The sequence below is a fragment of the Sphingomonas sp. Leaf25 genome (assembly GCF_001421635.1).
Classification (GTDB): Bacteria; Pseudomonadota; Alphaproteobacteria; order Sphingomonadales; family Sphingomonadaceae; genus Sphingomonas.
In genome coordinates this window covers 1-21,327 of sequence record NZ_LMKU01000009.1, presented here as the reverse complement: position 1 = coordinate 21,327, position 21,327 = coordinate 1, and the positions used below count along the sequence as shown (strand labels likewise).

At 69.7% G+C, this 21,327-nt stretch carries 16 protein-coding genes; 11 read left to right on the top strand and 5 right to left on the bottom strand.

Going from position 1 to position 21,327, the window contains the following annotated elements:
• Positions 1-3 precede the first annotated feature (3 nt).
• From ASE78_RS04405 to ASE78_RS18185, 8 genes are all read left to right on the top strand, one after another.
• Positions 4-1,845 carry an acetyl/propionyl/methylcrotonyl-CoA carboxylase subunit alpha gene (locus tag ASE78_RS04405; protein WP_056493796.1) on the top strand — a complete coding sequence of 614 codons (1,842 nt, stop codon included), beginning with the start codon at positions 4-6 and terminating at the stop codon, positions 1,843-1,845.
• Positions 1,845-2,297, top strand: coding sequence for a MaoC family dehydratase (locus ASE78_RS04400; protein WP_056493793.1), 453 nt, complete (start codon positions 1,845-1,847; stop codon positions 2,295-2,297). Before ASE78_RS04405 ends, ASE78_RS04400 begins: the two co-directional genes overlap by 1 nt.
• A complete protein-coding gene (locus tag ASE78_RS04395; RefSeq protein WP_056493790.1) occupies positions 2,294-3,130 on the top strand; it encodes an HpcH/HpaI aldolase/citrate lyase family protein in 837 nt (278 codons plus the stop codon). Before ASE78_RS04400 ends, ASE78_RS04395 begins: the two co-directional genes overlap by 4 nt.
• Positions 3,131-3,194: 64 nt before the next feature.
• Positions 3,195-3,410, top strand: a complete 216-nt coding sequence (locus tag ASE78_RS19400; RefSeq protein WP_056493787.1) for a hypothetical protein — start codon at positions 3,195-3,197, stop codon at positions 3,408-3,410.
• A 171-nt stretch (positions 3,411-3,581) separates the two neighbouring features.
• Positions 3,582-3,947 (top strand): CsbD family protein, encoded by a 366-nt coding sequence (locus ASE78_RS04385; protein WP_056493785.1) that lies wholly within the window; start codon positions 3,582-3,584, stop codon positions 3,945-3,947.
• A gap of 8 nt (positions 3,948-3,955) precedes the next feature.
• Positions 3,956-5,476, top strand: a complete 1,521-nt coding sequence (locus ASE78_RS04380; RefSeq protein WP_056493782.1) for a PAS domain S-box protein — start codon at positions 3,956-3,958, stop codon at positions 5,474-5,476.
• A complete protein-coding gene (locus ASE78_RS19055; RefSeq protein WP_164490752.1) occupies positions 5,473-5,628 on the top strand; it encodes a hypothetical protein in 156 nt (51 codons plus the stop codon). Before ASE78_RS04380 ends, ASE78_RS19055 begins: the two co-directional genes overlap by 4 nt.
• Before the next feature lie 130 nt (positions 5,629-5,758).
• Complete coding sequence (locus tag ASE78_RS18185; protein ID WP_082467009.1) at positions 5,759-5,899, top strand: entericidin A/B family lipoprotein; 141 nt, start codon at positions 5,759-5,761, stop codon at positions 5,897-5,899.
• A gap of 210 nt (positions 5,900-6,109) precedes the next feature.
• On the opposite strand, the gene ASE78_RS04375 is transcribed toward ASE78_RS18185, so the two are convergent.
• Entirely contained in the window at positions 6,110-9,142 is a 3,033-nt protein-coding gene (locus tag ASE78_RS04375) for a diguanylate cyclase (RefSeq protein ID WP_055761472.1), read from the bottom strand.
• 141 nt (positions 9,143-9,283) lie between these two features.
• Between ASE78_RS04375 and ASE78_RS04370 the strand changes: the two genes are divergently transcribed.
• The 3 genes from ASE78_RS04370 to ASE78_RS04360 are packed head-to-tail and all read left to right on the top strand — an operon-like array spanning position 9,284 to position 13,094.
• Positions 9,284-9,787: a 2Fe-2S iron-sulfur cluster-binding protein gene (locus ASE78_RS04370; RefSeq protein WP_055761475.1), complete on the top strand. Its 504-nt coding sequence runs from the start codon at positions 9,284-9,286 to the stop codon at positions 9,785-9,787.
• Positions 9,784-10,767 (top strand): FAD binding domain-containing protein, encoded by a 984-nt coding sequence (locus tag ASE78_RS04365; RefSeq protein WP_056493775.1) that lies wholly within the window; start codon positions 9,784-9,786, stop codon positions 10,765-10,767. The genes ASE78_RS04370 and ASE78_RS04365 overlap by 4 nt, the downstream gene beginning before the upstream one ends.
• Entirely contained in the window at positions 10,764-13,094 is a 2,331-nt protein-coding gene (locus ASE78_RS04360; RefSeq protein WP_056493773.1) for a xanthine dehydrogenase family protein molybdopterin-binding subunit, read from the top strand. Before ASE78_RS04365 ends, ASE78_RS04360 begins: the two co-directional genes overlap by 4 nt.
• Before the next feature lie 121 nt (positions 13,095-13,215).
• On the opposite strand, the gene ASE78_RS04355 is transcribed toward ASE78_RS04360, so the two are convergent.
• From ASE78_RS04355 to ASE78_RS04340, 4 genes are all read right to left on the bottom strand, one after another.
• On the bottom strand, positions 13,216-16,158 hold the full coding sequence (locus ASE78_RS04355; RefSeq protein ID WP_082467008.1) for a VIT domain-containing protein: 2,943 nt from the start codon (positions 16,156-16,158) through the stop codon (positions 13,216-13,218).
• A gap of 620 nt (positions 16,159-16,778) precedes the next feature.
• Positions 16,779-17,150: a response regulator gene (locus ASE78_RS04350; protein ID WP_055761488.1), complete on the bottom strand. Its 372-nt coding sequence runs from the start codon at positions 17,148-17,150 to the stop codon at positions 16,779-16,781.
• Positions 17,143-20,559, bottom strand: coding sequence for a CheR family methyltransferase (locus tag ASE78_RS04345; protein WP_056493767.1), 3,417 nt, complete (start codon positions 20,557-20,559; stop codon positions 17,143-17,145). Before ASE78_RS04345 ends, ASE78_RS04350 begins: the two co-directional genes overlap by 8 nt.
• Positions 20,552-21,085, bottom strand: coding sequence for a PAS domain-containing protein (locus tag ASE78_RS04340; RefSeq protein ID WP_235514874.1), 534 nt, complete (start codon positions 21,083-21,085; stop codon positions 20,552-20,554). Before ASE78_RS04340 ends, ASE78_RS04345 begins: the two co-directional genes overlap by 8 nt.
• Positions 21,086-21,327: the final 242 nt, after the last annotated feature.

Genomic DNA, 21,327 nt, shown 5'->3' with positions numbered 1-21,327 from the left:
ACCATGATCGATTCCGTCCTGATCGCCAATCGCGGTGAGATCGCCTGCCGCATCATCCGCACCGCGCGCGCCATGGGCGTGCGGACGATCGCGGTCCATTCCGACGCGGACGCCGCCGCGCGGCACGTCGCGATGGCCGACGAAGCGATCGCCATCGGCCCGGCGGCGGCGCGCGATTCCTACCTGAACGCCGACCGGATATTGGCGGCGGCGCGCGCGAGCGGCGCGGCGGCGATTCACCCCGGCTATGGCTTCCTGTCGGAGAACGCCGATTTCGCGCAGGCCGTGATCGACGCAGGCCTCGTCTGGATCGGCCCCCGGCCCGACAGCATCCGCGCGATGGGGCTGAAGGACGCCGCCAAGGCGCGGATGATCGCCGCCGGCGTGCCGGTCACGCCGGGCTATCAGGGCGCGGACCAGTCGCCCGAACGGCTCAAGGCCGAAGCGGCGGCGACCGGCTATCCGGTGCTTATCAAGGCGGTGGCGGGCGGCGGCGGCAAGGGCATGCGCCGCGTCGACGACCCCACCGATTTCCTCGGCGCGCTGGAGAGTTGCCGGCGCGAGGCGGCGGCGAGTTTCGGCGACGACCGGGTACTGATCGAGAAATACATCCTGTCGCCCCGCCATATCGAGGTGCAGGTGTTCGGCGACACCCATGGCAATATCGTCCACCTGTTCGAGCGCGACTGTTCGCTCCAGCGTCGCCACCAGAAGGTGATCGAGGAAGCCCCCGCCCCCGGCATGGACGACGCGACCCGCGCCAGCGTGTGCGCGGCGGCGGTACAGGCGGCGCGCGCGGTCGACTATATCGGTGCGGGCACGATCGAATTCATCGCCGATGCCTCGCACGGCCTGCGCGCCGATCGCATCTGGTTCATGGAAATGAACACCCGGTTGCAGGTCGAGCATCCGGTGACGGAAGCGATCACCGGCGTCGATCTGGTCGAATGGCAGTTGCGCGTCGCCTCGGGCGAGCCGCTGCCGCTGGCGCAGGACGCGCTGTCGATCACCGGCTGGGCGATGGAGGCGCGGCTCTATGCCGAAAACCCCGCGACCGGCTTCCTGCCGTCGACCGGCCGGCTCGACCGGCTGGCGCTGTCCGATACGATCCGCGTCGACACCGGGGTGCGCGAAGGCGATGTGGTGACGCCGCACTACGACCCGATGATCGCCAAGCTGATCGTCCACGCGCCCGACCGGCATGATGCCGCCGCGCGGCTGGCGCAGGCAGCGGGATCGGTGCGGGTGTGGCCGGTGCGGACCAATGCCGGCTTCCTCGCGCGGGCGGCGGCGCATCCCGACTTCGTCGCCGGCCATGTCGATACCGGCTTCATCGAACGGCATCTGGCGACACTGGTGCTGGGCGACACGCCGCCGCCGGTGGTGCAACAGGCAGCGGCGGCGGCGCTGCTACCGCAAGCAAACGCGCCGCTCGCCGGGTTCCGACTGAACGCGCCGGTGCAGTGCGACATATCGGTCGAGATTGGCGGGGCGATCGTCCGCGTCACGCCGCAGCCGGCGGATGCGGTCGTGATCGATAGCGGCATCGCCTATCATGGCGGCGAGGGCTGGTCGTTCGGTCGCCCACGCAGCGACCGGTTCGTCGGCGGGGCCGGCACTGCCAGCGGTACGATCGCCGCACCGATGCCGGGACGGATCGTCGCCGTGCTGGTCGCGGAAGGCGAGGTCGTGACCAGGGGTACGCGCCTCATCGTGCTGGAGGCGATGAAGATGGAACAGGCGCTAACCGCGCCGTTCGACGGCATCGTCGCCGAAGTGAAGGTGGAAGCCGGACAACAGGTGCGCGAGGGGCTGACGCTCGCGCGGATCGAGGAACAGGGCTGATGGCGGGACGCTATTTCGAGGACTGGGTGATCGGCGACCGGATCGACCATGACATCCGCCGCACCGTGACCGAAACCGACAATCTGCTGTTTTCGTGCATGACCCACAATCCCCAGCCGCTGCACCTCGACGCCGAAGCGGCGAAGGCGAGCGAGTTCGGCCGCATCCTCGTCAACGGCACCTTCACCTTCGCGTTGCTCGTCGGGCTGTCGGTCGGCGACACCACGCTCGGCACGCTGGTCGCGAACCTCGGCTACAATGATGTGGTGATGCCGCATCCGGTGTTCATCGGCGACACGCTGCGCGCATCGACCGAGGTCAGCGCGCTGAAGGACAGCCGGTCACGGCCGACCGCCGGCATCGTCACCTTCGCCCACACCCTGACCAACCAGCGGGACGAGGCGGTCTGCCGCTGCCTGCGCACCGCGCTGATCCAGCGGCGGCCGGCATGAGGCTGCGGTCGCTGCTGTTCGTGCCGGGCGACCGGGGCGACCGGATGGAAAAGGCGCTGGCGAGCGGGGCCGATGCGCTGATCCTCGATCTGGAGGACGCGGTGCTGCCCGCTGCCAAGGGTGCCGCGCGCGAAACGACGGCGGCGTTCTTGCGCCGGTCCGACCGGCAGATTCCGGTGTTCGTCCGGGTCAATCCGCTCGGCAGCGGCATGACCGCAGACGATGTCGCGGCGGTGCTGGACGCGCGGCCCGACGCGCTGGTGCTGCCCAAGGCCGAGGGGGCAGCGAGCGTCGCGGCGCTGGCCGCGCTGGCCCCCGGCGTGCCGATCCTGCCCATCGCCACCGAAACCCCGGCGGCGATCTTCGCGCTCGGCAGCTATGCGCAGGTCGCGACCAGCCTCGCCGGGCTGACATGGGGGGCCGAGGACCTGCCCGCCGCGATCGGCGCGACCAGCGCCCGCGAGGCCGACGGACGCTATACCCCGCCCTATGAACTGGCCCGGTCGCTGATGCTGTTCGCCGCGCATGCCGCGCGGGTTCCGGCGATCGAGACAGTCTATCCGGCGTTTCGCGACCTGGAGGGGCTGGAGCGCTATGTCGCCCGCGCCGCGCGCGACGGCTTCACCGCGATGCTGGCGATCCATCCGGCGCAGGTGCCGGTCATCAACGCCGGGATGACGCCCGATGCGGCGACGGTCGCCCATGCGCAGGCGGTGATCGCCGCCTTTGCCGCCGCCCCCGGCGCGGGGGCGGTACAGATCGACGGACGGATGCTCGATGCACCGCATCTGGCCCTCGCCCGAACCGTTCTGACGCGGGCGGGCAGGGATTAAAATACCAGCGAACTGGTATTTATAGCGCATAGCCCCGTGGCGGACGGTTGGTAGCATCGTTCTTATGAATGATCCGCGCGAACCCACCGCCATCTTCCGTTCGGGGCCGGATGAATGTGCCTATTTGCGGCGCCGTGCCGCCGATCACCGCCAACTCGCTGAAAAGAGCGGGGAAGCGCATGCCCGGTCGATCCACCTGCGACTGGCGCAGCTTTATGGGGACCGGGTACGGCTGCTGGATCTGGTGCTTCCCGACCAGCATACGGCGCAAAGATACTAGGAACGCGACACCCTGCAATCGGTTGATACGTCGGACCGGCGCACCCCCAGCACCGGCGGCGGGATGTCGTTCCTGCGGACTCCACGGCACAGGGCGCGTCCCCCGCGTCCGCCGCGCCGGGGAGGCCGACGGACCGGCTCCCGCTCCTTCTTCCCGGACAGGATCGAGGCGATGAACAAGGACGAATTTCGCGGCGGCGTACGCTATGCCACCGGCAAGGTCGAGCAGGCGATCGGCGATACGGTCGACAGCCGCGAATGGCAGGTCGACGGCATCGTCGATCAGGTCGCCGGCGGCGCCCGCCGCCTTTATGGCCGGGCGCGTTCGGTACTGCACGACGCGATCGACGGCGCACCCGAACTGGTCGACGACGCGCGCGACCGGTTGCGCAGCGTTTCGGCGCGGGCGGGCGATCAGGCGCGCAAGGGCGGCCGGGTCGCGAGCGACACCGTGCGCGATACGCCGCTGCTGTGGGTCGCGGCCGCAGCGCTCGGAGGCTATGCGCTGGCATGGGCCTTCCACGGGCGTCGCGCCTGACTCCGACGATGATCGCGCCGTCGTTCAAATCGCTTCGCGAGACCGCCGATCTGCGCCATTTGCGCCAGATCGTCGTCGGTCTGGACGAAGGGGTGATCCTGATCGATCCCGATCAGAGCCTGTTGTGGGCCAACCAGGCGGCACTGACGATGCACGGCGTGTCCGACATCGCCGAACTGGGGGCGACGGTCGACGAATATCGCGACCGGTTTCGCCTGCGCTATCGCAACAATCACCGGCTGGAGGCCGACGACTATCCGATCGACCGGGTGGTCGCGGGCGACCGTTTCTCCGAAGTGGTGGTCGAGGTGACGGTGGCGGGCGAGGAAAGCCCACGCTTCGTGCATCAGGTGCGCAGCCTCGTCCTGAACGACAGCGACGACGGCGAACCGGCCTGTCTCGTCCTCATCCTCCAGGACGTATCGGCACGGTACGAGGCCGAGGACCGGTTCGAGCAGTCGTTCAACGCCAACCCCGCACCCGCGGTCATCTGCCGGTTGAGCGACCTGCGGTATGTGAAGGTCAATCAGGGCTTTCTGGATATGACCGGCCTGTCGCGCGATCAGGTGCTGTGCAAGACGGTGTACGACATCGACGTGCTGCGGCTGGCCGACCGGCGCGATCTGGCCAAGGAGCGGTTGAGCGAAGGGCGCACCATCCCGCAGATGGAGGCCGAGCTGGAACTGGCCGACGGCGCCACACGCTTGGTGATCGTCGCCGGGCAACCGATCGACATGACCGGGCAGCCGTGCATGCTGTTCACCTTCGCCGACCTCGAACCCCGGCGGAAAGCCGAAGGGGCGCTGCGCCACAGCGAGGAACGCTTTACCCGCACCTTTCAGATGGCACCGGTGCCGATGGCGATCGGCGCGCGCGACGGGCATCTGCTGTGCGAGGTGAACGCCAGTTTCACCCAGATGACCGGCTATGGCGCGACCGAGATCATCGGCCGGCCGCTGGGCGAGGTCGAGCTGTGGGACAGCGGTGCCGTGCGCGAGACGATCGAGGCGGCGATCGCGGAAGGGCGCGACCTGCGCGGCCACGAGGCACGCATCCATGCCAAGGACGGCGCGACGATCGATTGCCTGATCTCGACCGAGGCGATCCGGCTGGGCGACGACGCCTGCGTCCTGTGGGCGTTTCAGGACATCACCCAGCGCAAGGCGACCGAACTCGAACTGGTCGAGGCGATCGAATCGGTGATGAAGGACACGAGCTGGTTCAGCCGATCGATCATGGACAAGCTGGCCCGCCTGCGCGCACCGCAGGAGGCGGCGGACGGACCCGGACTGGACGATCTGACGACGCGCGAGCGCGAGGTGCTGGCGCTGATCTGTCGCGGCTATGACGACAAGCGGATCGCGCGGACGCTGGATGTCGCGGGCAATACCGTGCGCAACCATGTCGCGCGGATCTACGCCAAGATCGGCGTCAACCGCCGGATCGCGGCGGTCGCCTGGGCACGGGCACGCGGGTTCGATGGCGAAGGCGTGCGGATCAAACGGGATCAGCGGGAGACGGCGGCATGAGCGCCAGCAGCGATAGCAACGGGACCCGGCGCACCAAGGCGTCGGTACAGGACGCGATCGGCAAGCTGATCGGCGACGATGCGGCGTGCGAACGGGCGCGCCGCGATGCCGATGAACCGGCCCCGGCCGAGAAACCGCCGGCCAAGGATTAGCGAGATTGCCGCAGCGCATGCGGCACAGCGTTCCGGCACGATGGCACTGCCCGCCGTCGTGCCGGGTGTACCGCGACGGGCCGGCGTATCGGGTCCGTCGCACCCCCGGATTCAAACGAGGAGAAGCATCATGAAGACCAAGATCGGGTTCGGCGTCGCATTGGGTGCCATGGTCCTGCTGTCGGCGTGCAACACCGTGAACGGCGCGGGCAAGGACCTGCGTTCGGCCGGTTCGGCGGTGTCGGGCGCATCGGGACAGACGAAGAAGTGACGCATCGGGCGAAGCGGCGGCCGGCGTCGTTTCGCCCTGTCCCAAGAGGCGACATCTGCATCGGGTTCAACCTGGCCCGGTAACGCCTTAGGGCCGATCGAAATTCATCCACGCGCCGTCACCCCGGACCTGTTCCGGGGTGACGAAAGGGGCGGCTGTTTCGGCCGGAAATGACGAAGATTGACCGGAAATGCCAAATGTCGATCGGCCCTAGGCGACGATCGACAGCGATGCGGGTGCCGCCTCGATCCGGTCGCGGCCGTCACGCTTGGCACGATAAAGTGCCTGATCGGCGCGGTGGAGCAATATGCCGATCGTCTCGGTGCCGTCGCTGGCCGCCACGCCGCCGCTGATCGTGATCGGGATGGCGATGCCATCGATCTCGACCGGCACGGTGCCGATCGACCGGCGGATGCGATCGGTCAGGACGCCCGCCTCGCCGAGCGTCGTCGCCGGCAGCAGGATCGCGATCTCCTCGCCGCCATAGCGCGCGACGCAATCGACGGTGCGCACCGCCTGCCCGATCCGTTCGGCGATCGCGCGGATCACGCGGTCGCCGGTCTGATGGCCATGGGTATCGTTGACCCGCTTGAAATGATCGATGTCGATCATCGCCAGCGCGAAGCCGTGCCCGGTGCGCGCGGCACGTTCGCGCTCCTCCTCCAGCCGCGCCATCAACGTGCGTCGGTTGGCGAGGCCAGTCAGCGGGTCGGTGGCGGCGAGGTGGGCGAGCGAGACGTTGGCAGCGCGCAGTTCCTGCGTCCGCTGGTCGATCAACGCTTCGAGCGTGCGGGTCCGCCGGCGCAGCACCAGCGTGCGCGTCTGCACCACGCCGAGGATCGCCAGCACCACCACCATCAGTCCGATCAGGCGGACCCACCAATGTTCGTACCACGACGGCGCGACGCTCAGGTCGACCGAGGTGGTGACGAAGCGCGGATCGACGCCGGGGATATAGGCCGACAGGTGCAGCACGTAATTGCCGCCGGGCAGGTTGGTATAGGTGGCGCTGGCGGGCGTTCCCTCCGGCACCGCCACCCATGCGTCGTCGAACCCCTCCAGCCGGTAGCGGTAGCGGACCTCCTGCGGCGCGGCATAATCGGTCAGCGCGAAGGCGATCCGTACGCTGTGCCGCCCGCCGGCGATGCGGATCGGATGGCGGCCGGGAAAGGGATCGACCGGCAGCGCGCGTCCGTCCTGCTCGACCTCGGTCGTCACCAGCGATGGCGGCGCGGTGCGACGCGCGCCGAGCATCGCGTCGGGCCGGACGACCAGCAACCCGCCGGTGCCGCCGAACAGCAGGTCGCCGCCCTGCGTCACCGCCGCTGCCCGTTGGTTGAACGAATCGGGGGTCAGCCCGTCGCGGCGGCTGACGATGCGGACCCCGGTGCCACCGGGCGGCACGACCGAGATGCCGGTGGCGCTCGCCGCCCAGATGCGGCCCCGGCGATCGGCGAGCAGCGAGGCGACATTGTCGTTCGCCAGCCCGTCGCCCTCGGTGATCGCCCGAAAGCGCCAGTCGCCGCCGTGACGGGTACCACGCGCCACCCCGCCATAGGTGCCGACCCACAGCACCGGACCGGCCGCGACGATCGATCCGGTATAGTTTTGCGGCAGGCTGGCCGGATCGTCGCTGCGGTTGCGATAGGTGGTGAAGCGCCCGGTCGCGGGATCGTACCGGCTGACGCCGGCCGGCGTCGCGATCCATGCGCCGCCGTCGCCGGCGGCGACGATGTTGATGACCTCGTTGTTCGCGAGGCTGGTGTCATCGCCGTCGACATGCCGATAGCGACGGACCGCATTGGTGGCCATGTTCCAGTCGAACAGCCCCTTGTAGGTGCCGATCAGCAGCCGATCGCCCATGCGCGCCAGCGAGATGACCGGCAGGTTGCCGAGGTCGGGCACCGCCAGCGGCCGTTCGCGAAGCGTCCGGGGATCGATCGCCACCACGCCGCGCCCCCCTGCGAGGATCCCGCCGTCGGCGGCCTCGGCGAACGCCTTGATGTCCTGCCCGGCATGGCCGCCCGACAGTTTCAGGTGGCGGATCGCGCCACCCGCCCGGTCAATCCGGTCGATCAGGCCGTTGCTCATCCCCACCCAGATGCGGTCGGCGCGATCGACCATCACTCCGCGGACGTTGGTGTCGGCCAGCGACTGCGCGGGATCGGGCATGGCGTTGGTGAGCGAGAGGATCGCATCGCGCGCGGGATCGGTCTGCGACACGCCGACGTCGGTCGCGGCCCACAGCCGCCCGGTGCGATCGAGCGTCACGGCGCGCACGGTATCGCCGCCAAGCGAGGCGGCATCGGCGGGAATGTTGCGCAGCGCGCGCACGGCATAGCCGCGATCGGGATCGATCCGCAGCACGCCCATGCCATCGGTGCCGACCCACATCGCGCCATCGGGACCCGGGGCGAACGAACGGATGGTGCGATGGCCGATCAGCGCCGACGAACCGGCGAGCGCCGGCGGACGGACGAAGCGGCCATCGGCCTGCCGGACGACGATGCCGTGCGATCCCGTGCCGATCCACAGCCGTCCGCGCGTGTCGCGCGCGATCGCCCAGACATCGCCGATGTCGGGAAGGGCGAGCGGGACGAAGCGGTCGCTGCCGGGCCGGCGGACGAACAGCCCCTTGTCCGCCCCCGCCATGATCGTACCGTCGGCGTCGCGGTGGACGGCGAACGCGCCACCCGCCAGATCGCGCGCCGCCGGCCCCGCCCCCAGCAGCGGCACCACGCGGTCGCTGCGCGCATCGTAGCGGAACACGCCGTGATCGGAAGCGATCAGCGCCCCGCCCTGCCCGTCGGGGGTGAAGGCGAGGATTCGCGCGCCGATCCGCGTGCCTTCGGCGCCGCGCAGCCGGACGAAGCCGCCAGCGACGGGATCGAACCGCACGATCCCGCCGACATTGGTGCCGACCAGCATGCTGCCATGCGCCAGCGGCAGGAGCGCGCGGATGTAATTGTCGGGCAAGCTGGTCGCATCGCCCGACCGCTGGCGAAAGGTGCGGATACGCTGGCCGTCATAGCGCGCGAGGCCGCCGCGCGTGCCGATCCACATCAATCCTTCGCTGCTCTGGACGATCGCGGTGGCGGTGGCGTGCGGCAGCCCCCCCCCGCCGCCCAGCGTCGCGAAGCGTGGCGCGCGCCAGCGTGCCCAGTCGTCGATCGACGCCGCATTGCCGGCGAGCGCAGGCGCGATGCTCGCCACGATACAGATCATCCACGCAAATCGCCGCATTCCCGCCTCCACCCGCCGGGATAGCCGGCGGGCGTTGAAACAGGGTTAACCGGCGGTGGGAGACGAGCATTGCGGCAGGACCGCGCATTGCCGCGCCATGCCCTTTGCGATACGCCGGACGCCTCTTTGCAGGAGCGTGCCATGACCTTGTTCGTCAACGGATCGCCCGTCCCCCTACCCGACGATCCCCGCGTCTCGCTGCTCGATCTGCTGCGCGACCGGCTTGACCTGTCCGGCACCAAGAAGGGCTGCAACCAGGGTGCGTGCGGGGCATGTACCGTGCTGGTCGATGGTGAGCGCATCCTGTCGTGCCTCGCGCTGGCGGTGCAATATCAGGGCCGGTCGGTGACGACGGTCGAAGGGCTGACGGAGGGCGAGGCGCTCCATCCGCTCCAGGCCGCGTTCGTCGCGCACGATGCGTTCCAGTGCGGCTATTGCACGCCGGGGCAGATCTGCTCCGCGATCGGCATGGTCGCCGAGCTGCGGCGGGGCAGCCCGAGCAATGTCACCCAAAGCCTGACCGCTCCGGCTGGCCTGACCCGCGACGAACTGCGCGAACGGATGAGCGGCAATCTGTGCCGCTGCGGCGCGCACAACGGCATCGTCGATGCGATCCTCGACGTGTATGGCGAGGTGGCAGCGTGACCCCGTTCACCTATCGCCGCGCGGCGGGGCCTGCCGAGGCGCTGACGCTGGTCGACATGCCCGATGCGATGTTCCTTGGCGGGGGGACCAACCTCGTCGACCTGATGCGCGAGCGGATCGCGCGGCCCGCCACGCTGGTCGATGTGACCGCCCTGTCCTCGGCGATCGAGGAACGGGACGGCGCGCTGCGGATCGGCGCGGCGGCGAGCAACAGCAGCGTCGCCGAACACCGGATCGTGCGCGACCGCTATCCGCTGCTCGCCCGCGCGATATTGGCAGGGGCCAGCGCGCAGATCCGCAACATGGCGACGGTCGGCGGCAACCTGCTGCAACGCACCCGCTGCACCTATTTCTACGACGTCGCGGGATCGCGCTGCAACAAGCGGGTGCCGGATAGCGGCTGCGACGCGGTGGACGGGTTCAACCGCATCCATGCGATCCTCGGCGCCTCGCCTGCCTGTATCGCGACGCATCCCTCCGACCTGTGCGTCGCGCTCGCCGCGCTGGATGCCGAGGTCGAGCTGATGTCGGCGCAGGGGGTCCGCACGCTGCCGCTGACCGATCTGCACCGCCTGCCCGGCGACCGGCCCGATCGCGACACCGTGATCGAGCCGGGCGAGCTGATAACCGCCGTCACCCTGCCCACGCTGTCCGGCGAAATGCGATCGACCTATCGCAAGGTGCGCGACCGGGCGAGCTATGCCTTTGCGCTGGTGTCGGTCGCCGCCGCTATCGAAGTGCGGAACGGCACGGTCGCCGACGTGCGGCTGGCGCTGGGCGGCGTCGCGGCCAAGCCGTGGCGGGCGCGGATCGCGGAAAACGCGCTCATCGGCGGTCCTGCGTCGATCGCGGCATTCCGCGCGGCGGCGGAGGCCGAACTGGCGGCGGCGGTGCCGCTGTCCGGCAACGGCTTCAAGATCGAGTTGGCGGCACGGACGATCACGGCGGTACTCGCCGAACTGAGCGAGGGCGACGCATGAAGCGGCTGGAACGCGCCAAGCAGGCGGCGATGGGCAAGGCGATCGGCGCGCTGCAAAAGGCGGTGCAACTGGCCCCCGACCGCTGGATGCCGGGGGCAACGCCCGATCCGCTGATCCGCCGGCAACATGGCCATATCGGCCGCGCGGTGCCGCGCATCGACGGGCCGCTGAAGGTGCGTGGGGAGGCGCGGTTCGCCGCCGAATTTCCGCTGGAGGGGATGCTGTACGCCGCGCTGGCGTATAGCAGCATCGCGCGCGGGCGGATTGCGACGCTGGATACGGCAGAGGCCGAGGCGGCACCGGGCGTGCGGCTGGTGATGACGCATCGCAACGCGCCGCGCATGGCGCCGATGCCGTTGTTCATGAGCAGCGAAAAGGCATGCGGCGGCAGCGACCTGCCGGTGATGCAGGACGATCGCATCCACTGGAACGGCGAGCCGGTCGCGCTGGTGCTGGCCGACAGCCAGGAGGCGGCCGACCATGCGGTGGGGCTGATCCGGGTGGCCTATGACGCGGCCCCCGCCGCCACCGGTTTCGCCGAGGCAATCGCCAAGGGCACCGAGCCAGCCCAGTTCATGGGCCAGCCGCTCGCCCAGTCGAACGGTGACGTAGCGGCGGCGCTGGCCAAGGCACCGTTCAGGGTCGACCGGCGCTACACGTCCCCACGCCACAACCATAATGCGATCGAACTGCACGCCGTCACCGCCGCATGGGACGGCGACGAGTTGCGCCTGCACGATGCGTCGCAGATGGTGGCGCATACCGCATGGTCGATGGCGAGGGTGTTCGGCATCGCCGAGCGCCAGGTCCATGTCACCTCGCCGTTCGTCGGCGGCGGGTTCGGCGGCAAGGGGCTGTGGCAGCATCAGGTGCTGGCCGCCGCCGCCGCGAAACTCAGCGGACGGCCGGTTCGGCTGATGCTGTCGCGCGAGGGGGTGTACCGCATCGTCGGCGGGCGCACGCTGACGCAGCAGCGCGTCGCGATCGGCGCGCAGGCCGATGGCCGTTTCGACGCGATCCTCCACACCGGCACCGTCGCGATGACGCCGCACAATGCGCTACCCGAACCGTTCGTACTGGCGACGCGCAGCGCCTATGCCGCGGGCGTAACGCAGCTTGGCGTCGACGTGGTGCGGCTCGATATGGTCGCCAACACCTTTATGCGCGCGCCGGGCGAAGCAGTGGGCAGCTTCGCGCTGGAGAGCGCGATCGACGAGCTGGCGGTCGAGCTGGGCATTGATCCGATCGAGCTCAGGCTGCGCAACGAGCCCGACAAGGACCCGACGAGCGGCGCGCCCTTTTCCTCACGCGAGATCGAGCGGGCGTATCGCGACGGGGCCGCGCGGTTCGGCTGGGACCAGCGAGGCGCGCCCGGCAGCCGCCGCGAGGGCGAATGGCGGATCGGGATGGGCTGCGCGACCGCGACCTATCCCTATTACCGGATGCCCGGCGGGGCAGCGCGGATCACGCTGACGCAAAGCGGCCATGCCACGATCGAGGTCGCGGCGCACGACATGGGGATGGGCACCGCGACCGTGCAAACGCAGGTCGCGGCCGACCGGCTGGGGCTGCCGATGGCGCAGGTGGCGTTCCGCTATGGCGACAACCGCCTGCCCGGCACCGTCATGGCCGGCGGGTCGCAGCAGACGGCGGCGATCGGCGCGTCGGTGATGGCGGCGCACCGCGAACTCGTCACCAAGCTGCTCAAGCTGGCGGGCAATGATTCGCCGCTCGCCGGGCTGGATGTCGACGCGGTCGTCTCGGTCGATGGCGGGCTTGCCAGCATCGCCGATCCGGGGCGGCACGAATCCTATGGCTCGATCCTCGAACGGGCACGGCGCAGCGAGCTGGTGGTCGAGGCGACGCCGCCGTTGCCGCTCGAATTCCTGCACTGGTCGATGCACTCGCACGGTGCCATGTTCTGCGAGGTGCGGGTGAGCGACGTGACCGGCGAGGTGCGGGTCGACCGGTTCCTCGGCTCGTTCGACTGCGGGCGCATCCTCAATCCCTTGACCGCCGCCAGCCAGTTTCGCGGCGGGATCATCATGGGGCTGGGCCTCGCGCTGATGGAAGAGACGCAGTTCGACGAACGGAACGGCCGGATCATGAACCCCAGCCTTGCCGAATATCATGTGCCGGTGCATCTCGACGTGCCCGAGATCGACGTAATGTGGACCGACATTCCCGATCCGCACACGCCGATGGGGGCGCGCGGCGTGGGCGAGATCGGCATCACCGGGGTCGGCGCGGCGGTGGCGAACGCGGTCTACAACGCCACGGGCAAGCGGGTCCGCGACCTGCCGATCACGCTCGACAAGCTGTTGTAGGATCCGTTCGATCCGCTCACGCGGATACGGCACCGGCCCGCTCCCCCACCCGGCCACCCACAGCGTATCCTCGATGGGTGGTCGGGTGGGGGAGCGGGCCGGTGCCGAACCCAGTAAAACCCTACTTCCCCACCTCCAGCGTCGCGACCGGGACCATGCCGTCGCGGGCGTTGCGGTTGCCGCCCTTCTGGAAATCGAGGTCGGCGTCGACCATCACTTGTTGCTCGTTCGGGCGGGCATAGTTGCGGTACAGGCGCACCAGCACATGGCCAGCACCATTGGGGTTGATCCGGTCGGCGTCGAACCCGTTGATCGCGACGCCGTAGCGACCGGCGGGCGCGCGGCGCAGCGCATATTCCTCCGGCCCATAGCCATCGGTCATGTCGTTGGTGATGACGCCGCCGATCGCGCTCAGCGGATGGCTGTACATCACCCGTTCGCCGCCGGGCTCGCTGACCCACAGGTCGATGTCGGCATCGTCGGCGGTCCAGCCGATCACGATCCGCGCGTCCATGTCGAGCCGCCCGCGCAGGCGGGGGTCGAGCTGCCAGCGGCCGCCCGCCGCCTCGAGCGCCGGGATCAGCGCATTGGCCTCTTCGAGCGCCACGACCTCGATCCCGTCGAAGTCGCTCGACGCGGGGTCGAGTGCCACCTGCGTGAGCAGGGCGAAGGCGCGTTCGAGGTCGGCGCGGCCGCGCTTGCCCGCAGCCTTGCCGCGCGCGGCGAGCGCCAACGCGAGGTCACGGCGCGGTTGCGGACGCAGCGTGTCGATCGCGCCGGCCAGCCGCTCGGCCAGTTCGACCGCGCGGTCGTGCGATCCATCGCGTTCGAGGCGGAAGGCGACGATCTGGCGCGTCTCGTCATCAGCCAGCGGCAGGTCGAGCGCGGAGAGCAGCAGCAGGTCGGCCAGCGCGGTGTCGCCCTTGGCGCGGAACCAGTCGGCGACATCGAGGTAGAAGCCGGGCGTGTCGCCATAGGCACGCTCCTGCGCCGCCAGCACGCCCAGCCGCGCGGCGGGCGCGGCGGCGGCGAGCGCGGCGATATGCGGCTTGCCCGAGGCGCGTTCGGCAAGGTCGATCGTCATGGCCCGATCGCGGGCGGACGCGCGGCGTTGCAGCCCGTTCTCGATCCGCGAACCGGTGACGACGATGTTGCCGGCATCCGCAGCGGCGATTTCGACCGTCGGCGCTGGCACTTGCACGACCGGCGGCGGTAGCGGTTCCATCGGTGCAGGCGGCGGCGGGGGCGGCGGCACCGGTTCGGATGGCGGTGGCGGCGGTGCCATGACCGGGACCGGCGTATAGACCGGCAGCGGACCGGGCCGGCGCTTGGCCATTTCGACCGGGAACTGCCCGGACCACCAGCGGCGGCGGTCGGCCCAGCGTTCCAGCACCTCGTCGAACCGGCTGGCGCGGTCGGTCGCGCGCTCCTTGAGCGCCGCCGCCTTCTGCGCGCGATACTCGGTCATCCAGTCGGCGGCGAAGCCCGGTGGCGGGGCGAGGTCAGCGGTGAGATACTGGTCGGGGCGTTCGAGGACGAGGAACGACAGCCCGGCGGTCGCCACGCCATAGCGGCGCGCGGTGGCGGTCATCGCGTCGGCGCGTGTCGGGTCGGTCGCGAGGGCGGCGACCTGGTCGACCGCCCATAGCGCGGCGGGGGCGTTGCCGGTCGCGCCGCCCTGCACCGTATAGCGGCGGCAGGTGCCGTCGCCGAAGGTCACGTCAAGCGTGCCGTCGACCGGGGCCGGTCCGGCGAGCGCGATACGGCCGGGCGCGGCGGGCAAGACGATGGTGTCGATGGCCGTGCCCCGGCCGTCGGTGATGCGGCGGACGGCTTGCGGCACGAGCAGCGCGCGGGCGGCGGCGGCATCGTCGCCGCCGGCGCGGACCACGCTGCCCCCGGTCGGGCGCACGAGGCGGGCGAGGCGCGCCATGTCCGCCCCGGCCGATCCGGTCAGCGCGGCGAGCGGGCAGTCGGGGACGAAGGCGGCCGCACGATCGATCGTGACCGCGCCGTCGAACACCAGCACGCAGCGCGTGGCGGCGGGGAGCTTCATCGCGGCGAGACCCGCGAGCGAACTGCCGCCGCGATAGACGGTCGCGGTCAGCGCGCGGCGCAGCGCGGCGGCGTCCGCCACCACCTGATGCCGGGGCACGTCGCTGGCGAAGGTGACGAGGTCGATCGCGTCGGGCGCGGTCGTGTCGACCAGCCGAACCAGCGCGGCGATCTCGGCATCGGGGGCGCCATCGCGGTGCGAGCGCGACCGGTCCCAATAAATCCGCAGCCGTCCGCCGCGCGTCGGCGCGGGCGGCGGCGGCGGCGCGGCATCGGCAAGGGTGAAGAAGCGTTCGCCATTGGTGTGGGTGGCGAGCAGCGCGGCCGGGGCGAGCGTCCCGCCGGTAACGCTCAGCCCGCTGCGCAGCGGACGGCCGGTCCGGGTGATGGTGCCGTCCGCTGCCACCGCCTCTCCATCGAAGCGGATCGTCGGCGAGGTGGCATAGCCGGTGGCGGCGATGGTCAGCGCTACCCGCTCGATCGCGCGGTCGCGCAGCAACGGCAGGTCGAGGCCGCGTGCCGGATCATAGGGCAGCGCCAGCGTCAGGCGGAAGCGGCGCGGATGGTCGCGGTCGACCGGAAAGATGCGGGTGGCGAAGCGGTTGCCGGTCACTTCGGCAAGGCCGGGGTCGATACCGGCGCGGACGGTATCGGCATAGACTTCGCGGGCGCGGGGTGCGGCGAGCAACTGCCCGGGGATCATCCGCCCGCCGACGTCGAGCGCATAGCCGGTAACGATCGCCCCGTCGGGCAGGCGCAGCACCAGATCGGCCTCGTGCGGTTGCGGCGCATCGGTGCGCAGCAGCATCTCCAGCGTCAGTTCGGCGACGGGGCCGGTGAGCTTCGCGTCGATCGCGAGATCGGCGATGGTGAGCCGGGTCGCCTCGGCCGGGGTGTCGGACTGGCGGATGCCGCGTTCGGCTTCGCTGAGGCTGGGGTTGAGCTGCGCCGTCGCCGGGGTCGCGGCGAGGATCGCCGCCAGCATCCCGACCAGCATTGTGCGTGCCATGCCCTGCCCCCGTCCCTGTTTGGTCACAGGGTAGAGGTGGATGGCACGTGGGGCAAGGCGCGCCGGGCAAGGTGCAGCGAAGCTGCACCGAGCCGCACAAGGCGCGCCCGGCCGGCGGCGCTACAAGCGCCGTCCGACGACACGGGCTTCGCCCGTGGCGGGCTCCGGGACCCGGAAACGATATTCGACGACGGACCCTCAGAACCTGCTCCCCTCCCCGGAAGGGAGGGGTCGGGGGTGNGGGGGGGGTGGGGGGTGGGTTGGCCGGTTGTGGAGCGCTTGCGGTTCCTCGCGGGCCGACCCACCCCCGGCCCCTCCCTTGTCAGGAAGGGGGGGGAACAGGAGCCGCGCCGTCAGCGTATATGGATTCCGGCCTTCGCCGGAATGACGATGGAAGCGGAGTTGGCGGCATCCGCCCCTTACCGCCTTGTTTCCGCCCGAAGGAGGGCGGGACGGAGCGCCACGCCCCCAAATTCCCTCCAAAGTTTACAAAGTTTACACTTGCGACGCGATTGTTAAGAACCGTTCGCAGGTACGACAGCGGTCATCGATGGGAAAGAAGTACCGGCCGGACACCGGCCCACTACCACCATCGCCGATCGCGCGCCTGTAGGACAGGCTCAGGCTACCGCCCCGCCCCCCGCGCAATTCCGCAGCGCCGTGACCAGCGCATGCGGCGTGCTGGGCTTTTCGCAGATGGTGGCACCGGGATAGCGGTGGCGCAGTTCGGCGTCGTCGGCATGGCCCGAATGGAAGATCAGCGGGATGCCGCGATCGTACAGCCGGTCGGCGGCGGGAAAGACGGTGCCATCGGGCAGTTGCACGTCGAGCAGCGCGACGGCGAAGCGCGCCTTGGCCTGATCGATCGCGGCCTGCGCCTCGGCGACGCTGCTGCACGGCCCCTCGACCGCGAAGCCCGCGTCCTCGATCGTCATCTGCAGGTCGAGCGCGATGAACAGCTCGTCCTCGACGAGCAGCACCAGCCTATCCATGGGCGACGATGTCCCCGGGCAGGCGGATCGTCAGGCGATAGCCGTTCGCATCCGCCCCGCCGTCGATCGCGCCGCGCAACTGGCGGATGCTGGTTTCCACCAGTATCGACCCGAAGCCACGGCGCGGCATGGCGTCGTCCTCGCGGCGGCTGGCCCCTTCTTCGGTCCACATGATCTCGATCCTGTCGTCGTCCAGTGCCCATGCGACTCGCAGGCTGCCCCCCGCCGTGTCGCCCAACGCACCATATTTCATCGAATTGGTTGCCCATTCGTGCAGCACCAACGCAAGCGGCGACAAACAGGTCCGGTCGAGTTCCGCCGCCGGCCCGTCGATGACGATCGTCGCATGGTCGCGGTAGGGCGCGAGCGTCGCCTCGACCAGTTCCTTCAACCCCACCGCCTGCGGCTTGCCGGCGGGCGAGGCGAGCGAATGCGCGCGGCCCAGCGCGGCGATGCGGTGGCGGATGTCGTTCGCGAAGGCGGGCACGTCGCTCTGGTTGCGCGCGGCGATGGTAATCATGCCGGCGATCACCGCGAACAGGTTCTTCACCCGGTGGTTCATCTCGCGCAGCATCAGCTCGCGGGTTTCGGCCAGCGCATATTCGGGCGTCACGTCGATCGACACGCCGACGAGGCGCGCCGGGCTGCTGCCGGCGATCACCCGGCCGAAGCCCTTGACCCAGCGGACCTCGTCCCCCTCGCGCCGGACGCGGAAGGTCGCCTCGTAATCGCCGTTGCGCTCGACCGCGCGGCGCAATGCCGCCTCGACGCCGGCCCGGTCCTCGGGCTCGATCCGGGCGAGCAGCGGATCGATCCGCGTCGCGTCGCCGCCGGCGATCTCGAACAACTGCTGTTCGACCGCGTCGAGCACCGTCTCGCCCGTCTCGGGGCAATATTCCCACACGCCGATCCCCGCCGCCTTGATCGCGAGGTCGAGCCGCTCGCGCTCCGAGGCGAGTTGCCGTTCGAGCGAAAGCGCGTCGGTGATGTCGGTGAGGACGAGGGTGGTGCCGTCGACCAGCCCGCTCTGGGTGCGATAGGGCAGCACGCGCATCGAGAAGACATGCGCGCCATCGGCGGTGCTCACACGGCGCTGCACCGCCGGCGCGCCACCCGCGACCGCGCGGGCATCGTCGAGGTGGCCGGTGCCGGTCAGCCGGCTGGCGACGTCGGTCAGCGGGCGCCCGCGATCGGCGGGTTTCAGCGGGAAGATGGCGGTCGCCGCCTCGGTATAGCTGCGCACCTTCAGATCGGCGTCGAGCACCACCACGGCCAGCTCGGTCGACTGGTAGAAGTTGCGCAGGTCCGAATTGGCGACGGTGAGCTGGTCGACCTTGCTCTTCAGTTCGTCGTTGACCGTGGAGAGCTCTTCGTTGGTCGATTGCAGCTCCTCGTTCATCGACATCATTTCTTCGTTGGAGCTTTTCAGCTCCTCGTTCGCCGTCTCCAGCTCCTCGATCGCGGCGCGCAGGCGGTGGCGGGTCAGGCGCAGCTCGTCCTCCAGCGCCTCCATATGATCGTCGCTGGGTTCGAGGTCGTGCAGCTCGCCCTCGTCGACCGGGCGGAACGGGCCGGTGTCGCGGAACACGAACAGCAAGGTGCCGTCGCCCAGCGGATCACAGATCACTTCGATCGGCTGGATGCCGTAATCGGTTTCGACCGCGACATCGCGCACGATCGCGCGGCGGCGTTCCTCGCGCGCCTGGCGCAGCAGCGGGCCGATGACGGTGCGCAGGCCGGGCCGGGCAAGGTTCACCGCGCTGCTGCCGCCGGTGCGTGTCACCGGAAATTCGAAATAGCGGCTGAGCTTGCCATAGGCCGAGATGATCGCCCCGTCCTGATCGACGATCAGGCTGGGCGGGGCATAGCGTTCGACCATGCGGCGGATCGCCAGCACTTCGTTGCTGAGCGCGCTGCCACCCCCGGCCCCCGTGCGTTCGCGGCGCGGCGGGTGGGTCCGGCCGTTGCCGGGCAGGTCGATCGGATAATTGGGCGCGCCGGGCGCGCGTTCGAACAGGCGCGCGGGCTGATCGATCGGTTGAAAGAGATGCTCGAACCGGCCGACGCTTTCGGAGGGGCCGAGGAACAGATAGCCGCCGGGGCGCAGCGCGTAATGAAGCAGCGGCACCACCGATTGCTGCAACCGATCGTCGAAATAGATCAGCAGGTTGCGACACGACACCAGATCGATCCGCGAGAAGGGCGGGTCCTTCACCAGACTGTGGCTGGAAAAGCGGATCATGTCGCGGATCGGCGCGGCGATGGTGAAGCGATCGGTATGCGGAACGGTATAGCGTTCGCGCAGGTCGGCCGGAATATCGGCCATGGCGGAGAGCGGGTAGCTGCCGTCGCGCGCCAGCCCCAGCATCTGTTCGTCGATGTCGGTCGCGAAGATCTGCACCGCCAGCGGCTGTCCGGCGGTGCGTGCGGCATCGGCGAACAGCATGGCGATGGTATAGGCTTCCTCGCCGCTCGAACAGCCCGGGATCCAGATGCGCAGGTCGTCGTCGGCGGCGCGGTTCTGCGTCAGCGGCTTGACGACCTGTTCGTTCAGGACCGCGAACGCCTCGCCATCGCGGAAGAAGCGGGTGACGTTGATGAGCAGGTCGCGGAACAGCGCCTCGCACTCGTCGGCGTCGCCGCGGATACGGTTGAGATAGGCACGGCCGGTGGCGATGCCCAGCACGTGCATCCGCCGTTCGACCCGGCGGACGAAGGTGGATCGTTTATAGCCCGAAAAGTCGTGGCCGATCGCGCCGCGCAGCACGCGGCACAGTTCGTCGACATGATCGGCGACGATCTCGGCCTGCGCCTCGTCCCCGTCGCAGCCGCGCCGCTGGAAAAAGCCCTGCAGGCATTCGAGGATGTCGCCGGCGGGGCGGACGAAATCGATCAGGCCGGTGCCGACCGCCGACAGCGGCATGCCGTCGTAGCGCGCACTTTCGGGCTGCTGCACCACGCAGACGCCGCCGTTCTCCTTGATCGCGCGCAGGCCCGTGGTGCCATCGGCGCCGGTGCCCGACAGGATGACGCAGGCGGCGTTCGCCTGCTGGTCGCCGGCCAGCGACTGGAAGAAATCGTCGATCGGGCGGCGAAGGCCACGCGGCTGCTGAAATTCGGTGAGTTCGAGCACGCCGTCGCGAATGGCGAGGCCGCGCCCGGGGGGGATGATATAGACCTTGTCGGCCTCGATCCGCTCGCCGCCGGCGCTTTGCAGCACTTCGAGCACGGTGTTGCGGTCGAGCAGTTGCGCCAGCATGCTTTCGTGATTGGGATCGAGATGCTGGACGATCACGAAGGCCAGCCCGGTCGGCAGCCGCGCCGGGGCGAGCATGTCGCGCAGCGCCTCCAGCCCGCCCGCCGACGCGCCGATCCCGACGATGGGCACCGCCCCGGTGCCGTCAGCCATGATGGTCGACGTCCAGTCCGGCAAGCATCAGCTTGGCCTGGGCCACGGTGGCGGCGGTGTTGGCGATGGTCAGCAGCGTTCCTTCGATCAGAATGCCCGCATCCTCGGCGATCGGCATCAGCCGGTCGAGCGTCCGCCCGAGCGCTGCGTCATAGTCGGCCAGCAACCCGCCCTGCGACCGGCTGACGTCGAACTGCGAGGCGAGGATATAGTCGTGGACCCCGTCCTGCGACTTCAGCCGCGACATGTAGAGCAGGTTGACGAACGGCGTGCCGTCCTTGCGAAAATTGACGATCGGCGTGCGGACATTCGCTTGGCGCGGATGGGTGAGAAATTCGCGCAAGCGGGCGCGGGGTTCGGCGTTGGCCGCGTCGCGCTGGAGCATGCGGCAGTTGCGCCCGACCACGTCGTCGGGCGCATAGCCGGTCAGCGCGGTGAAGGCGGGGTTGACCAGCAGCAGCGCATTGTCCTCCCGCGCGGACGCCAGCGCCAGTGCGACCCGCGAGGCAAGCGCATAGTCGACCAACGATCGTGGAAGCTCGGGGGACACGCTTGCTCCGATCCTAAACAGCGTTCCGGGTTAGCCGCAAAGCCGCCTGCTCTACAAGGGCGGTGGCCGCGATTGGCCGAATCGGGGCGACGAGGGTAAGAAAGCTGGCGTATTTTGGCCGAAACGCAAAAAGCCCCCACGGAAAGTTCCGAGGAGGCGTTGTGTAAGTATGGTTGCGGGGACAGGATTTGAACCTGTGACCTTCAGGTTATGAGCCT

What these genes read in the sequence shown, in the direction of transcription:
- ASE78_RS04405 (WP_056493796.1), top strand. Translation starts at nt 4, where the DNA reads ATGATCGATTCCGTCCTGATCGCCAATCGCGGTGAGATCGCCTGCCGC.
- ASE78_RS04400 (WP_056493793.1), top strand. Translation starts at nt 1,845, where the DNA reads ATGGCGGGACGCTATTTCGAGGACTGGGTGATCGGCGACCGGATCGAC.
- ASE78_RS04395 (WP_056493790.1), top strand. Translation starts at nt 2,294, where the DNA reads ATGAGGCTGCGGTCGCTGCTGTTCGTGCCGGGCGACCGGGGCGACCGG.
- ASE78_RS19400 (WP_056493787.1), top strand. Translation starts at nt 3,195, where the DNA reads ATGAATGATCCGCGCGAACCCACCGCCATCTTCCGTTCGGGGCCGGAT.
- ASE78_RS04385 (WP_056493785.1), top strand. Translation starts at nt 3,582, where the DNA reads ATGAACAAGGACGAATTTCGCGGCGGCGTACGCTATGCCACCGGCAAG.
- ASE78_RS04380 (WP_056493782.1), top strand. Translation starts at nt 3,956, where the DNA reads ATGATCGCGCCGTCGTTCAAATCGCTTCGCGAGACCGCCGATCTGCGC.
- ASE78_RS19055 (WP_164490752.1), top strand. Translation starts at nt 5,473, where the DNA reads ATGAGCGCCAGCAGCGATAGCAACGGGACCCGGCGCACCAAGGCGTCG.
- ASE78_RS18185 (WP_082467009.1), top strand. Translation starts at nt 5,759, where the DNA reads ATGAAGACCAAGATCGGGTTCGGCGTCGCATTGGGTGCCATGGTCCTG.
- ASE78_RS04375 (WP_055761472.1), bottom strand. Translation starts at nt 9,142, where the DNA reads ATGCGGCGATTTGCGTGGATGATCTGTATCGTGGCGAGCATCGCGCCT.
- ASE78_RS04370 (WP_055761475.1), top strand. Translation starts at nt 9,284, where the DNA reads ATGACCTTGTTCGTCAACGGATCGCCCGTCCCCCTACCCGACGATCCC.
- ASE78_RS04360 (WP_056493773.1), top strand. Translation starts at nt 10,764, where the DNA reads ATGAAGCGGCTGGAACGCGCCAAGCAGGCGGCGATGGGCAAGGCGATC.
- ASE78_RS04355 (WP_082467008.1), bottom strand. Translation starts at nt 16,158, where the DNA reads ATGGCACGCACAATGCTGGTCGGGATGCTGGCGGCGATCCTCGCCGCG.
- ASE78_RS04350 (WP_055761488.1), bottom strand. Translation starts at nt 17,150, where the DNA reads ATGGATAGGCTGGTGCTGCTCGTCGAGGACGAGCTGTTCATCGCGCTC.
- ASE78_RS04345 (WP_056493767.1), bottom strand. Translation starts at nt 20,559, where the DNA reads ATGGCTGACGGCACCGGGGCGGTGCCCATCGTCGGGATCGGCGCGTCG.